This window comes from Collinsella aerofaciens (genome assembly GCF_020709435.1).
In the GTDB taxonomy this organism is placed as follows: domain Bacteria; phylum Actinomycetota; class Coriobacteriia; order Coriobacteriales; family Coriobacteriaceae; genus Collinsella; species Collinsella aerofaciens_AU.
This window is the reverse complement of sequence record NZ_JAJFDP010000017.1, coordinates 26,521-40,407: the sequence shown is the minus strand read 5'-3', so window position 1 is coordinate 40,407 and position 13,887 is coordinate 26,521. Positions and strand designations below refer to the sequence as shown.

Sequence of the window (13,887 nt, the reverse complement as noted above, 5' to 3'; positions counted from 1 at the left end):
TGTGACCTCCCGGTTATCAGCCGGACGCTCTAACCAACTGAGCTACAGGTCCATCGCGCAAGGGATATATTAGACGAGTCGTTACGCGCGCGTCAACAACTTTTTTGAAAATCTTTGAGGGGTGTGTCAGACGGCTGGGCGAGATGGGTTAGGTTTGCTGCTCGGGCAGTCCTGCGCAAGACGAAGGCCACATTAAGTGGCCTTCTTTGCGTGCGGAACTCGCGACAAACCTAACCCATCTCGCCCAGCCGTCTGACACGGGGCTCCAAGTTTGTCAAAAAAGCGGTCGGCGCGCAGGTGCGCCGACCGCCGATATATGGGGTCTGATATTTTCTATCAGCTAGGGCCTCTTACTCGTCGAGGAGATCTTCTGGCATGTCGTTGCCGTCGCCTAGATCGACAGGGGTTTCTTCGGGGGCAGAGCCGTCCTCTGCACCTTCGCCTTCGGGCTTCTCCTTGGCGGCCGTCATGCGGGCTACGGCGCAGATGCGGTCGTTGTCGTCGACGGTCATCATCTTGACGCCCTGGGTAGCGCGGCCAGTCTGGCTGATCTCGTCGGTCTTGACGCGAATGACCGTCGCGCCCTCCGTCACGATGAACAGCTCGTGCTGCGGGCCCACCGTCTTCATGGCCGCGAGGTTACCCTTACGCTCGGTCATTTGGATGGTGTAGACGCCCTGGCCGCCGCGATTCTGCTCCGGGTAGTCCGCGACCGGCGTGCGCTTGCCGTAGCCGCGCTCGGTGATGACGAATAGATCACCGTTGCCGTTAGTGACTTCCATGCCCAGAACGCTCACGTCGTCCTTCATACCGATACCGCGAACGCCGCTGGTATCGCGGCCGGTGGCGCGCACCTGCTCCTCGGAGAACATGATCGCCTTGCCCGCGGTGGTGGCCAGGATAATCTTGTCGCCCTCGCGCACGCGGCGCACGTTCAGCAGCGCGTCGTCGTCACGCAGGTTGATAGCGATCAGGCCGTCGCGGCGGCTGCGGTCATATGCGCTCATTACGGTCTTCTTGACCATGCCGCTCTTGGTGGCAAACATCAGGTACTCGTCGGCAGGGAACTCGCGGCAGCTGATGACGCTCGCGATCTTCTCGCCCTCCTCGAAGGGCAGCAGGTTGACGATCGCGGTACCGCGCGCCTGACGCGTACCCACCGGCAGCTCGTGCACCTTCAGGCGATAGACCTTACCCTTGCTCGAGAAGAACAGCACGTACTCGTGCGTGGACGCGATGAACATCTCGTCGATAACGTCGTCCTCTTTGAGGTTGACGCCCGACACGCCCTTGCCGCCGCGCTTCTGGGCGCGGTAGGCGGCCACCGGGATGCGCTTGACATAGCCGGTGTGGGTGATGGTCACGACCATGTCCTCGTCGGCAATGAGGTCCTCGACGTCCAGGTCCTTCTCGACATGGCTGATCTCGGTGCGGCGCTTATCGCCAAACTTCTTGGAGATCTCGCGCATCTCTTCCTTAATGACGCCCAGGATCTTCTCCTCGTGCGCCAGCAGGTCCTCGTAGTAGGCGATGGCACGGCGCAGGCCGTCCAACTCTTCTTGGATCTTGTCGCGCTCCAGGCCGGTCAGGCGGCGCAGCTTCATCTCGAGGATGGCCGTGGTCTGCTCGGGCGTAAAGCCAAAGCGCTCGATCAGGCGGCTGCTGGCCTCGGAATCGGTCTGCGAGGAACGGATGATGCTGATGACCTCGTCAATATGGTCGAGAGCCATCAGGTAGCCCTCGAGGATATGCGCGCGGGCCTGGGCCTTCTTAAGGTCGAAGCGGGTGCGGCGGGTGACGACGTCGACCTGGTGATCGATGTAGTGCTGCAGCATCTCGCGCAGGCTCAGGCATTTGGGAACGCCGTTGACAAGCGCCAGGTTGTTGGCGCCGAAGGTCGTCTGCAGCGAGGTGTACTTATACAGGTTGTTGAGCACGACCTGCGGAATGACGCCCTTCTTGAGCTCGATGACCAGACGGATGCCCTTCTGGTTGGACTCATCGCGCATGTCCGAGATGCCCTCGATGCGCTTGTCGTTGACGAGCTGGGCGATCTTCTCCTGCAGGGTGCCCTTGTTGACCATGTAGGGAATCTCGGTAAAGACCAGGCGGTTGCGGCCGGTCTTGGTGGATTCCACGTGGGCCTTGGCGCGCACGGTAATGGAGCCGCGGCCGGTCTCGTAGCTCTGCTTAATGCCGGCGCTGCCCATGATGATGGCGCCGGTGGGGAAGTCCGGACCGGGCATGATCTGCATGAGCTCGTCGACAGTAGCGTCGGGATTATCGATCAGGTAGCAGGTTGCCTCGATCGCCTCGGTGAGGTTATGCGGGGCGATATTGGTGGCCATGCCGACGGCGATGCCCTGGCTGCCGTTGACCAGCAGGTTGGGGAAGCGCGCAGGCAGCGCCACGGGCTCGGCGAGTGATTCGTCGTAGTTGGGCTGCCAGTCGACGGTATCCTTCTGCAGGTCACGCAGCAGCTCCATGGCGGGCTTTGCCAGGCGGCTCTCGGTGTAACGCATGGCCGCCGCGCCGTCGCCGTCGATGTTGCCGAAGTTGCCGTGGCCGTCGATGAGCGGCGTGCGCATGGAGAACCACTGCGCCAGGCGAACCATGGCCTCGTAGACCGCGAAGTCACCGTGCGGATGGTACTTACCGATAACTTCGCCGACCGTCCAAGCGGACTTCTTGTGCGGACGGTTGGGGTAGATGCCGCTCTCGTTCATCGCGTACAGGATGCGGCGGTGCACCGGCTTTAAGCCATCGCGCACGTCCGGCAGGGCACGTGCCGTGATAACCGACATCGAATACTCGATGAACGACTGCTTCATCTCGCGGCCAAACTCCGAAATCTGGAGCTGGCCGCCATTGATATCCTCGCCGGCCGAGGCGCCGCGATCGACTTCGCCAAAGCTCTCCTCGAGCTCGGCGTCGTCTTCTTCCTCATCATCATCGGCATCGGGGTTATAGGCGTCCGGATCGCCGTCCTCGCCCTGCTCAGCACGGGCAAGCAGGCGCTTCAGATCATCGGGCATACCGGCATCGCCGGCCTCGTCCATACCCTCGTTATTGTTGATATCGTCTGCCACGTTACCTCCTCTTAAGCGTCAAGGAAACGCGCGTCATGCGCATGTTTTTCAATGTACTCGCGGCGATAGCCGACCTCGGAACCCATCAGCTCGCGCACGGCGCGGTCTGCCACCACGGCGTCCTCGATCGACACGCGCTGCAGGATGCGGGTCTTGGGGTCCATCGTCGTCGAGGCAAGCTGCTTGGGGTCCATCTCGCCCAGGCCCTTGTAGCGCTGGACGGTATAGCCCTTGCGCTTTTTGGTGATCTTGCCGTCCTTGGCCTTGCCGTCCTCGTCGTTATCGTCGGGGTTCAGGCCCAGGCTCTGGATGGTGTCGCGCAGGATCTCGTCTTCGGGCTGGCGGCCGTTGGGATACACGTAGTGGATCTTGTTGCGCACCTTAATGCCAAAGATGGGCGGGCAGGCAACATAGACGTAGCCGGCATCGATCAGCGGACGCATGTACTTGTAGAAGAACGTCAGCAGCAGGATGCGGATATGCGCGCCGTCGACGTCTGCATCGGTCATGATGATGATCTTGTGGTAGCGCGCCTTGGTGATATCGAAATCGCCGCCGTCGCCGGCACTCGTCGTGACGCCGCAACCGATCGCGGTAATCAGCGACTGGATGGTGTCACTCGAGAACGCGCGATGGTCACCAACGCGTTCGACGTTCAAAATCTTGCCGCGCAGGGGCAGAATCGCCTGGATGTCTCGGCGGCGGCCGTCCTTGGCCGAACCGCCTGCCGAGTCGCCCTCTACAATGAAGAGCTCGGTCAGCTCGGCATCGCGCACCGAGCAGTCGGCGAGCTTACCGGGCAGGGACGCCGTCTCGAGCAGGCTCTTGCGGCGGGTCGCCTCGCGCGCCTTGCGGGCGGCGTTGCGCGCCTTGCAGGCCTGTTGCGCCTTCTTGACGATCTCGCGGGCGGGCTTGGGATGCTCCTCCAAGTAATCGGCGAGGCCGTCGGTCACGATCTTGAGCGTCAGCGCTCGCATATAGGAGCTACCGAGCTTGGCCTTGGTCTGGCCCTCAAACTGCGGGTCGGGCAGCTTGACCGAGATAACGGCCGAAAGGCCCTCGCGTACATCGTCGCCGGTCAGGTTGGCGTCTTTTTCCTTGAGCAGGTTCTGCTTGCGCGCGTAGTCGTTGATCACGCGGGTGAGCGCGGTGCGGAAGCCCTCAAGGTGCATGCCGCCCTCGGGGGTGTAGATGTCGTTGGCAAACGACATGACGTTCTCGCCGTAACCGCTATTCCACTGCAGGGAAACCTCGACCTCGCCCATCTTGGTCACAGACGCGCCCGGGTCCGATTTGCCCTCGATGTAGATGGGCTCCTTAAAGGCCTCGGGGACGTCCTTGCCCTCGTTGAGGAACTTGACGAAGTCGATGATGCCGCCCTCGTAGCAAAACTCCTCCACATGGGGAGTCGCCTCGCGCTCGTCGGTCAGCACGATTTTGAGGTTCTTATTGAGGAACGCCGTCTCCTGCAGACGGTTGTGCAGCGTATCGAAATCGTAGATGCATGTCTCGAAGATCTCGTCGTCGGGCCAGAAGGTGACGGTGGTGCCCGTCGAATCCGAGGTGCCCACGACCTCCATCTTCTTAACGGTCTTGCCGCGCGAGAACTCCATCTCGTAGGTGTTGCCGTCGCGACGAACCTGAACGACCACGCGCTTGGACAGTGCGTTGACGACGGAGATACCAACGCCGTGCAGGCCGCCCGAGACCTTATAGGCCGAGTTATCGAACTTACCGCCGGCGTGCAAGATCGTCATGACGACCTCGAGCGTCGGGATCTTTTTAACAGGGTGCTCGTCGACGGGGATGCCGCGCCCGTTGTCGACGACCGTGATGGAGTTGTCGGCGTGGACCGTCACCTGGATCTCGGTGCAGAAACCGGCCATGGCCTCGTCGACGGAGTTGTCAACGATCTCCCACACCAGGTGATGCAGACCGCTGGCGCTCGTCGAGCCGATATACATGCCCGGGCGCTTACGAACGGCCTCGAGACCTTCGAGAATCTTAATCTCGCCGCCATCGTAATCGTTTTCGTTTGCCACACGTCCTCCTTCAGTCAAGAAAATGTGTACAGCCTTACTAGTTTATCGTAAAAAATACCCTCGGGAACGAGGGTATTTGGCTCTACAAGGCCACCAGATGCGATTTAAGGCTCTTTTTTGCTTTCTACGCCCTTGGCCCACTCGGCACTGGCTCTCATGGCATTCTCGAGGGCCTCGCGCAGTTTTTGGTCTTCGATGGGCGCCACTTGGCGCTCAATCTCGGTGCGCTCGGCCTCACTTAGGTCGGCGTGCGGGGCCGGCGGGCGCTCGGTCGTCGCCGGGCGCAGGCGCTGCTTGGCGGCGGGCGGCGTGTGACCCGGCGCGGTGGTTTTGAACACCAGGCCGTCCACATGCGCACCGGCGCGCTCCATGCGCGCGCGGATGATCTCGCGCAACAGCGTCATTTCCTGCGTCCACGAGGACGAATCGAGATATACCAGCAGCTCATTGGACTCGGGCAGGTAGCGCAAGCCCGTCACATGCCGCCCCTCGCGCGTGCCCGAGCACACCGCGTTCCACGCGCGATAGACCGCGCGCGACTCCTCGGCAGCCTCCATCTGCGCGCGGCGCTCAGGTGTCGCGGCCGCCAGGATGCGCTGACGCTCTGCGTTCAAAAACCCGCTGAAGGCGACCGTCTCGCTCTCGCGCTCGTAATTAGCACGTCTCACCCATGCTCACCACCTTGGCTCGATCAAGCAGGTCATCGGTAAAATACCCCAGGTTGGTCGTGGTTATGACCGTCTGGATATCATCGCCGATCAGCCGCAGAAAAGCACCGCGGCGTTCGCCGTCGAGTTCGCTCATCACGTCGTCCAAAAGCAGCAACGGGGCGGTGCCCAGGACATCGCGAGCCACGGCCACCTCCGCCACCTTCCAGGCCAGAACCAACGTTCGCTGCTGACCTTGGCTGGCAAATGAACGGGCGGAGCGACCCGCCACGGTAAACTCAATCTCATCGCGATGCGGTCCCACCAACGTCACGCCGCGGCGAATTTCCTCGTCGGCGTGCTCATCAAGGGCAGCCAGCATGCGCTCGTACGCCCAGCCCTTCAGCTCTTCGCGATCATCGACCTGGGGCAAATCCCCCAGCGTGGACGTATAGGTCACGTTGGCAGCCTCACCGGATGCCACTTGCCCGTAGGCAGTGTGCACATGGCCCGCCAGCCGGTCGAGCAGGGCCAACCGGTGCACAAGCAGGGCCGAGCCCGCGCGGGCAATCGAATCGTTCCACGCGCCGAGCATCTCGCGACAGCACCAGGTCTCCTTGAGCAGGGCGTTACGCTGGGTCACGCAGCGCCCATAGGTGCTCGCAAGATCGGCATAGCGTGCGCTCAGCTGCATGCCAAAGTCATCGAGGGCGGCGCGGCGCACACTGGCGCCTCGCTTAACCATGTCCAGATGGTCGGGGCAAAACAGCACGCTCGGCAGAACCCCGCGTACACCGGCGGCAGAGCATCTCTTGCCGTTGCGGCTAAACGAGCGCTTACCGTCCTCCGCGCTCAATCCCATATCAAGCACGCGGCCGTCGCCCTCGAGCCTCAGCTCGACCTTGCACGAGCCCACGCCGTCATGGACGAGCTCGGCTGCGGTCGGATGCCTAAACGAGGCGCCGCTCGTCAGCAGCTGCAGCGCCTCTATGAGATTGGTCTTTCCCGCCGCGTTTGGTCCCGCAAGTATCGTCACGCCCTCGTCCAGGGCAAGACGATAGCTATCGAAGCTGCGGTAGTGCGCGACGGAAAGATCGCGGGCGAACATGGTCATGGCGCAGCGCTAGATGCGGACCGGCATGACCAGGTACAGGTAGTTGATCTTGTCGTAGGACTTGAAGATGCCCGCCTGCGAGTAGCTCTTGAGCTCCAGCGTGATCTCCTTCTCCTTGGACAGGGCATTGAGGCAGCCGAAGATGTAGTGGTAGTTGAAGGCGATGGTGCCCGACTCGCCCTCGGCCTCGACATCGATCGTCTCCTGCGCAAGGTCCTGGTCATTGGAAATGGAGGACAGGCCCATCTGCCCGTTCTCGACATCGATCTCGAACTTGACGGCGGGGTTGGCGCTCGCGATAACGGCCACGCGCTTGAGGGCGGCGTTAAAGGCGGCGACGTCGATCTTGACGCTCGTCACGCACGAATCGGGGATGAGCTGCTTGTAGTTGGGGTACACGCCCTCGATGCGGCGCGACACGTAGGTGGTGTTGCCGGCCTCAAAGACGACCTGGGTGTCGGTAGCCCCGATCATGATGGTCGCCTGGCTGGCCATGATGTTCAGCGCGTCGTTAAAGGCGTCGGCCGGAACGTTGAGTTCAAAGGAGCCCTCGAGGGTTGAGGTCTCGACCTGCGTATCGCACACGGCCAAGCGGAAGGAATCGGTCGCCACCAGGCGCACGGTGTTGTTCTCGACCTTCATGTGCACGCCGCCCAGGATGGGGCGGGCCTTGTCGGTCGAGGTGACGCGCCACACGCGGCCGACCATCTCGGACAAGATATCGGTCGGCAGCTCCACGGCACTCTCGATGGCATAGGCCGGAAACTCGGGGAAGTCATTGGCATCGAGCGTGTTCAGGCGGAAAGAGCTCTTCTCGCAACCAATCAGCACCTGGCGCTCGGACAGCTCAAAGGTGACCCGGGCATCGGGGAGAGTCTTGGTGATATTGGAGAGCATCTTACAGGGGATAACCATCTCGCCCTCTTCTTCGACATGCGCCGCGATGCGATGACGGATCGAGATGGTGTAGTTAGAGGTCTGGAATTCCAAGATGCCGTCTTGCGCCTTGACGAGCACGCCCGACAGGATGGGAAGGGTGGATGCCGAAGCGACACCCTTCATAACGACGCCGATGGCTTGTGTAAGCGAGCTCTGGCTGACGGTGAACTTCATCTTTTAATACCTTTCTATAGATATAAATATCTTAATAATAGTAATAGCACTGACGAAACTGTTGATTACTCCCAAAGACGCAGGTCAGACCCAGAAAGAGAATCGACAGCAACCTGTGTGCAACAGGGGTGGTTTTCCACGTTCAAAACCTGCGCAAAACTTTTCATCACCGCGGATTGGGTTTTAGACACCTTATGCCCGTGGTTTCGACAAGTTTTCAACAGGTGTCTCTATTTCCCTACGAGCGCAGTGTAATTTTATCGCGCAGCGACTTGAGGTCTTCGGTGACGGTGCGGTCTTCCTGGATCATCTTCTGGACCTTTTTGTAGCTCGTGCTGACGGTCGAGTGGTTGCGGTTGCCAAATTCGGCGCCCACCGCCGTGGTCGTCATCTCGCACATCTCGATGGCCAGGTAGATAGCGATATGGCGTGCTTTGGCGATATTGGCGTTGCGACGCGGGCCGATGAGCTCCTCGTGCGTCACGCCGTACTGCTCCTCGATGACGGACTGGACCGTCTGAACGTTGATTTTCTTGGCCGACGTGTCGAAGTACTGGCTGGCGATCGTGTCGATATCATCGAAGGTGAGCTCCCCGCCCTCGCGCTCGCGGTCGCCCGCTTCGCCGGCGCAGCGCTCACAGAAGCTCTCGAGCTCGCGGATGTTGGTGCCCGAGACCTCGGCCATGTGCTTAAAGTGCTCGTCGGTCAGGTGTCCGCCGTCGCCCCCGTAGGCCGCCAGTAGCGAATCGTCGCCCGCCTCGGGCGCGGCGGCGATGGTGTTCTCGTAATAGCGCTGCAAGATCTTGTATTTCATCTCGTAGCTGGGCTCTGCGACCAAGCAGAGCATGCCGGCATTAAAGCGGCTGGTCAGGCGTTCGTCCATGCTCAAGTCTTTGGGTGCGCGATCGGCTGCGATCACGACCTTTTTGTTGTTGCGGATGAACTCGTCCATAAGCTGGAAAAAGTAGTCCACGCTCGCGCGCTTGCCGATAATGTTTTGGATGTCGTCGATGATGAGCACGTCCACGCCGTGGTATGCCTGCATGATGGGAGCGTTGCTCTTCTTTTGGCGGTCGAACTCGGTCATCAGGTCGTCCAGGTACGCCTGGGAATTGGCGTACTTGACCTTGATCTCGGGAGATTTCTCGGCGAGCTCATTTTTGATGGCGAGCAGCAGGTGGGTTTTACCCAGCCCCGATTTGCCGTAGATGAACAGTGACGTGCACGTGCCGCGCTCGTCCGCCAGGGCGGCAAACTTGAGTGCCGAGCGATAGGCGTGGCTGTTCTCGGGCCCGTAGACAAAGTTCTCAAAGGTGAATTTTGAGTTTGCGGCGAGCGGGGCTCCATCCGTATTCTGCTCGGCCGGCACGGTCGGCGCCGGTATGGGTGAAGCGGGGGCCGCAGCTTGCGTGGATTTAGTCGGCGCTCCGCCCTTCATCTGGTTCATCATGCGACGAAAATCATCGGCCGAGAGCGTGTTCTTGATTGCAATGCCCGAATCCGCGCCCGCCGCCGCGTCGTGAGCGATGGGCATGTGTGTGACGGGTGCGTTCGTTGACGTCGCCGCCGCGATCGGCAACGGTGCCATGGTTTCACGGGAAACATCGCTGTGCTGGTGCTCGATTGTCGGCACCCCGTCTGCGGAGGCCGGCACCGCCGGGGAAGCGGTGGGAGCCGTGGCGGGCGCCGTCGCGGCAGCGGATTCCGCCGCGGCGCCTTGCGGTGCCACGATGTCGAGCGCAATCGGTGCAAAGGCGATTTCTTCCAGATAGGCCTCAATAGTTGGCTGATGCTTTTTGAGCTGCGCGATGGCAAAGCGCGAGGGGGCCTCGATCGTGAGCGTGTCTTCGGTCAGGCTCACAGCGCGCGATTGCCCCAACATGTTGATGAGGCGTGCATCTTGGCCATCGCGCTGGCAAAAGGCGATGGCATCCCCCAGGATGATGCTTGCTTCCTCGTCCACGGTCTCTCCCGTCCTTTAGCTCTGAGCTCGCACGCGAGCTGCGCCGAGTTCGGTCAGATGGTATTTTTGGCCATGCTTGATGACCAAGCCGGCCTGCGCCAAATCATTGAGCGTTCGCGACCAGGTGGGGGCCGAATTTCCAAACGCCCTCGCCAGATCGGTCGCGCCGCACGCCTGATTTTGCGCCAGATAGCCTAGCGCGGCGTTGCCGCGGTCGCTTACGAACACGTCCGGCTGTGGCTGTGCATACTGATTTGCCGCATTAGGATACATCATTTGAGCTGCTGGTTGTTGAGAACTCTGCATCGGTGGCATTTGCTGTTGAAAACTTTGAGGCCACTGTTGGTAAGGCTGCGGAGGCGTCTGCTGGGCCCAGGGGTTGTACTGCTGCTGCGGCATCTGCTGGTACGGCTGCTGATATCCCTGCTGGTACTGCTGCGGGAACTGCTGGCCATACCCCAGTGGCGGCATCTGCTGATATGGATATCCCTGTTGGTACGGCTGATAGCCCATTTGCTGGCCACCCGGCGCCCCCGTCGCCTGCTGCATTGCTGCTGCATCCTGATCAGCCAGCGGCATGGCCTCTGGCATGTTTGGCGGCATCGACATAGATGCCGCCTGAGGTTCTTGTGTGGGAAGCATTCCGGGCTGCTGCATCTGTCCCACGGGGGGCTGCATCTGCTGCGTTGCCACGGGCTGCTGCGCAAAAGCTCCCGGCAGGGGATATGTGGGCTGCTCCGTCTCGGGCCGCACGGCAGCGCCGCGTCCGCCGGCACGCTCGATTTCCTGCACGCGTTTAGGGTTCAGGCTTACCGTAACCACGGTGCCGTTACCCATGTTGTCCTCGATGGATACGGCACCGCCGGCGTTTTCCAAATACTCCTGCACCATGGGAAACCCTGCTCCGGTTCCACGGATATAGCGCTTCATCTTGCTGTTTGCGCTGGTAACGCCAAAGTCGAAAGCGCGTTCCTTGTCGTCGATGCCGGGTCCTTGGTCAGCAAAGCGGATGGTGTCTCCGTCGTCCAGAATCGAGATGATGGGCTCGGCAAAGTGCGCGTGGATAAAGTTTTCGACAATCTCGCGGATGACCATGAGCGAGATATGGCCACCTTGTTCTTTCATGCACTGGTAGACGGTGTTGGTCGTCTCTTCCAAATACGTGCGGACATCTTGCGGATCAATGACGATCACACGCGGTGTCGACAGCATGTCGTCATAGACGGCGATGCGCGCGGCGTACATGGCTTTTGGCGCCTGCGTGGTCGTCTGCTCGCCTTCCGCACGCTCTTCGCGTACGCCGGTGATGTGCTCGTTGTCGGGTGCCGGATCTCCGGAGTCGACCATGGTGTAAAAGTCGTCAGACATGCCGCTCGCAATCTTTCAAAAGGTTTCGAACAGATAGTAGCTCACCGTGCAATGTTTCTCATCTTTCGACAACTTTTCAAAACCTGTTGAAAACTTTGGAAATCGGACGAAAAGTTCTCAACATTGCCAACATGACCTGTTGAAAACTCGATGAAATATCGTGAAAAGTTGCCAACTGTCTCAAATACCGAATCTGCTTATGGGGGAACCGTGTACTCTTTGCAACCTTTTACCTTTGATTTCTTGACATTTGAACATTGATTTCCCTACAATCTTCAAGCTCACGTGTCTATATCTGCGTCCGCGTCCCCGCGGACACTCGAAATGCAGCAGGAGGAACTTAAGATGAAGCGTACGTATCAGCCTAATAAGCGTAAGCGTGCCAAGACCCATGGCTTCCGTGCCCGTATGGCCACTAAGGGTGGTCGTGCCGTGCTCGCCCGTCGTCGCGCCAAGGGCCGCAAGCGTCTCACTGTCTAGCAGCGATACACACATCTCGCATGAAGACTATTAAGTCTCGGCAAGATTTCGAGCATGTGTTCAGTCAGGGGCGTCGTTTCAATCATCCTCTGATTCGAATGACCATATGTGAATCGGTTAGCGAAGGCGACTCCGGAAGGGTCGCCTTCGTTGGTGCTAAACGGCTCGGTTGTGCGGTCGTGCGCAACCGTTCTAAGCGTGTGATGCGCGAGGCCGCCCGCAGCTGCGGATTTCCCGTTGCGGGTTATGACATCATCTTGTTCGCAACTCCCGAGACGAGGGTTTCCTCGCCGCAGGAGATGGACAAGGCGTTGCGTTCGCTTATGAAACGCGCCGGCGTTGCCGGGGAGGAGCGATGAGCAATCACGTCTTGCGGCGTGTTGCCATCGCTCCTATTCGCATATATCAACAGGTTATTTCGCCCTTATTGCCTGACGCCTGCATTTATTATCCAACGTGTTCGCAATACGCCGTTCAGGCGATTGAGAAATACGGTGTTTTGAGAGGCTGCTGGCTTGCCGTGAGGCGCATCGCTCGCTGCAATCCCCTGCACGTCGGCGGTTATGACCCTGTGCCCTAGCGGGCACTCGCTATCGGAGGAAAACTTACATGTGGGATTGGATCGTTAACATCCTTTTTGAGCTGCTCAAGCTCATCCAGACCTTTGCGGTCGACTGGGGCCTGTCCATCATCATCCTGGTGGTCATTATCCGTCTGCTGCTGACGCCGCTTATGCTCAAGTCGACCAAGTCGACGGCCCGCATGCAGGTGCTGCAGCCCAAGATGCTCGAGATCCAGGAGCGCTATGCAGACGATCCCCAGCGTCAGGCCGAGGAGATGCAGAAGTTCTACAGCGAGAACAAGTTCAACCCCATGGCTGGTTGTCTGCCGCTGCTGATCCAGATGCCTATCCTGTTCGCCCTGTTCACGTTGCTGCGCAATCTGCCACAGTACTTTGACGAGGGCACGTTCTCGTTCTTCAACATTCTGCCCGACCTGACCACGACGCCGAGCGCTTCCTTTGCCGATGGCTTTATGGTTGCACTGCCTGCGCTGGTCTGCCTGATCCTGTTTGCCGTCCTGACCCTGATTCCGCAGCTGTATATGTCTCGCAATCAGACTGGTCAGCAGGCCCAGAGCATGCGCATGATGGCCGTTGTTATGACCGTCATGATGCTCTGGATGGGCTGGAGCCTGCCCGTCGGCGTCCTGCTCTATTACGATGTATCTTCTGCTTGGCAGGTTATCCAGCAGATCTTCGTGACGCAGAAGGTTATCGACAAGGCCAAGGCCGATGAGGAGGAGCGTCTTAAGAACGCCCCGCTGCAGGTCGAGGTCACGCGCCGCGAGAAGAAGCCGCGTCCGCACAAGAAGAAGTAGTCGGGATATCAATCTTATTTAGGTACCTAACTTTTGGAGTACATTATGTCTGAAGAGATCATCGAGGATATGCTTGAGGAGGTTGCCCCGCAGGTTGCGGGCGATTATCCCGAGATTGCACAGCGCTACAAGGCTGGTGAAGAGCTGACTGATGAGGAGCTTGACACCATTGCCGATGTTGCGATTTCTATTCTGCGTTCCATCCTTTCGCACTTCGATGCCGCCAACTCTCCTATCGATGAGTATGAGGGCGATGAGGGCGAGCTGATTCTGGACGTAACGGCTCCTGACCTTGCTGTTCTCATTGGCCGTCATGGTCGTACCCTTGATGCCCTTCAGGTTATGTTCTCTTTGCTGGTGAGCCGCAAGCTTGGCTTTAGGTATCCGGTTGTGGTTGACGTTGAGGGCTACAAGAGCCGTCGTCAGGACAAGGTTGCCTCTATGGCTCAGTCTGCCGCCGAGCGTGCCATCCGTACCCATAAGAGTGTTTCGCTTCCGCCCATGAATGCCTATGAGCGCCGACTGGTTCATATTGCACTTCGTGGCAATGATGCTGTCGATACCCATTCTGAGGGTTCTGACCCTGATCGCCATGTGGTGATTGTTGCTCGATAATCTTCTCGAGCTTATGCTAAGGGGACGTGGTTTCCACGTCCCCTTTTTTTGTCAAAAGTTCTCGATACACTGATTT

At 59.6% G+C, this 13,887-nt stretch carries 12 protein-coding genes; 5 read left to right on the top strand and 7 right to left on the bottom strand.

Going from position 1 to position 13,887, the window contains the following annotated elements:
* Positions 1 to 350: 350 nt before the first annotated feature.
* From gyrA to LK493_RS08685, 7 genes are all read right to left on the bottom strand, one after another.
* A complete protein-coding gene (gene gyrA / locus LK493_RS08715; RefSeq protein WP_321573281.1) occupies positions 351 to 3,059 on the bottom strand; it encodes a DNA gyrase subunit A in 2,709 nt (902 codons plus the stop codon).
* A 41-nt stretch (positions 3,060 to 3,100) separates the two neighbouring features.
* The gene (gyrB, locus tag LK493_RS08710) at positions 3,101 to 5,131 is read right to left on the bottom strand and encodes a DNA topoisomerase (ATP-hydrolyzing) subunit B (RefSeq protein ID WP_227790753.1); all 2,031 of its coding nucleotides are present in this window, start codon (positions 5,129 to 5,131) and stop codon (positions 3,101 to 3,103) included.
* 104 nt (positions 5,132 to 5,235) lie between these two features.
* Positions 5,236 to 5,799, bottom strand: a complete 564-nt coding sequence (locus LK493_RS08705) for a DciA family protein (RefSeq protein WP_227790752.1) — start codon at positions 5,797 to 5,799, stop codon at positions 5,236 to 5,238.
* Positions 5,786 to 6,892 carry a DNA replication/repair protein RecF gene (gene recF / locus LK493_RS08700; RefSeq protein WP_227790751.1) on the bottom strand — a complete coding sequence of 369 codons (1,107 nt, stop codon included), beginning with the start codon at positions 6,890 to 6,892 and terminating at the stop codon, positions 5,786 to 5,788. The genes LK493_RS08705 and recF overlap by 14 nt, the downstream gene beginning before the upstream one ends.
* A 9-nt stretch (positions 6,893 to 6,901) precedes the next feature.
* Positions 6,902 to 8,005, bottom strand: a complete 1,104-nt coding sequence (gene dnaN, locus LK493_RS08695) for a DNA polymerase III subunit beta (RefSeq protein ID WP_227790750.1) — start codon at positions 8,003 to 8,005, stop codon at positions 6,902 to 6,904.
* 238 nt (positions 8,006 to 8,243) lie between these two features.
* On the bottom strand, positions 8,244 to 9,968 hold the full coding sequence (locus LK493_RS08690) for a DnaA ATPase domain-containing protein (RefSeq protein ID WP_321573280.1): 1,725 nt from the start codon (positions 9,966 to 9,968) through the stop codon (positions 8,244 to 8,246).
* A 15-nt stretch (positions 9,969 to 9,983) separates the two neighbouring features.
* The gene (locus tag LK493_RS08685) at positions 9,984 to 11,336 is read right to left on the bottom strand and encodes an ATP-binding protein (RefSeq protein ID WP_227790749.1); all 1,353 of its coding nucleotides are present in this window, start codon (positions 11,334 to 11,336) and stop codon (positions 9,984 to 9,986) included.
* 345 nt (positions 11,337 to 11,681) lie between these two features.
* Between LK493_RS08685 and rpmH the strand changes: the two genes are divergently transcribed.
* Genes rpmH through LK493_RS08660 form a run of 5 tightly spaced genes read left to right on the top strand, consistent with a single transcriptional unit; the run spans position 11,682 to position 13,811 of the window.
* Complete coding sequence (gene rpmH, locus LK493_RS08680; RefSeq protein WP_019127408.1) at positions 11,682 to 11,816, top strand: 50S ribosomal protein L34; 135 nt, start codon at positions 11,682 to 11,684, stop codon at positions 11,814 to 11,816.
* A 20-nt stretch (positions 11,817 to 11,836) separates the two neighbouring features.
* Positions 11,837 to 12,175: a ribonuclease P protein component gene (gene rnpA, locus LK493_RS08675; RefSeq protein ID WP_227790748.1), complete on the top strand. Its 339-nt coding sequence runs from the start codon at positions 11,837 to 11,839 to the stop codon at positions 12,173 to 12,175.
* Complete coding sequence (gene yidD, locus LK493_RS08670; RefSeq protein WP_022093804.1) at positions 12,172 to 12,396, top strand: membrane protein insertion efficiency factor YidD; 225 nt, start codon at positions 12,172 to 12,174, stop codon at positions 12,394 to 12,396. Before rnpA ends, yidD begins: the two co-directional genes overlap by 4 nt.
* Positions 12,397 to 12,425: 29 nt before the next feature.
* Complete coding sequence (locus LK493_RS08665) at positions 12,426 to 13,196, top strand: YidC/Oxa1 family membrane protein insertase (protein WP_227790747.1); 771 nt, start codon at positions 12,426 to 12,428, stop codon at positions 13,194 to 13,196.
* A 45-nt stretch (positions 13,197 to 13,241) separates the two neighbouring features.
* Complete coding sequence (locus LK493_RS08660) at positions 13,242 to 13,811, top strand: Jag family protein (protein WP_022093802.1); 570 nt, start codon at positions 13,242 to 13,244, stop codon at positions 13,809 to 13,811.
* The last annotated feature ends 76 nt before the right edge of the window (positions 13,812 to 13,887 follow it).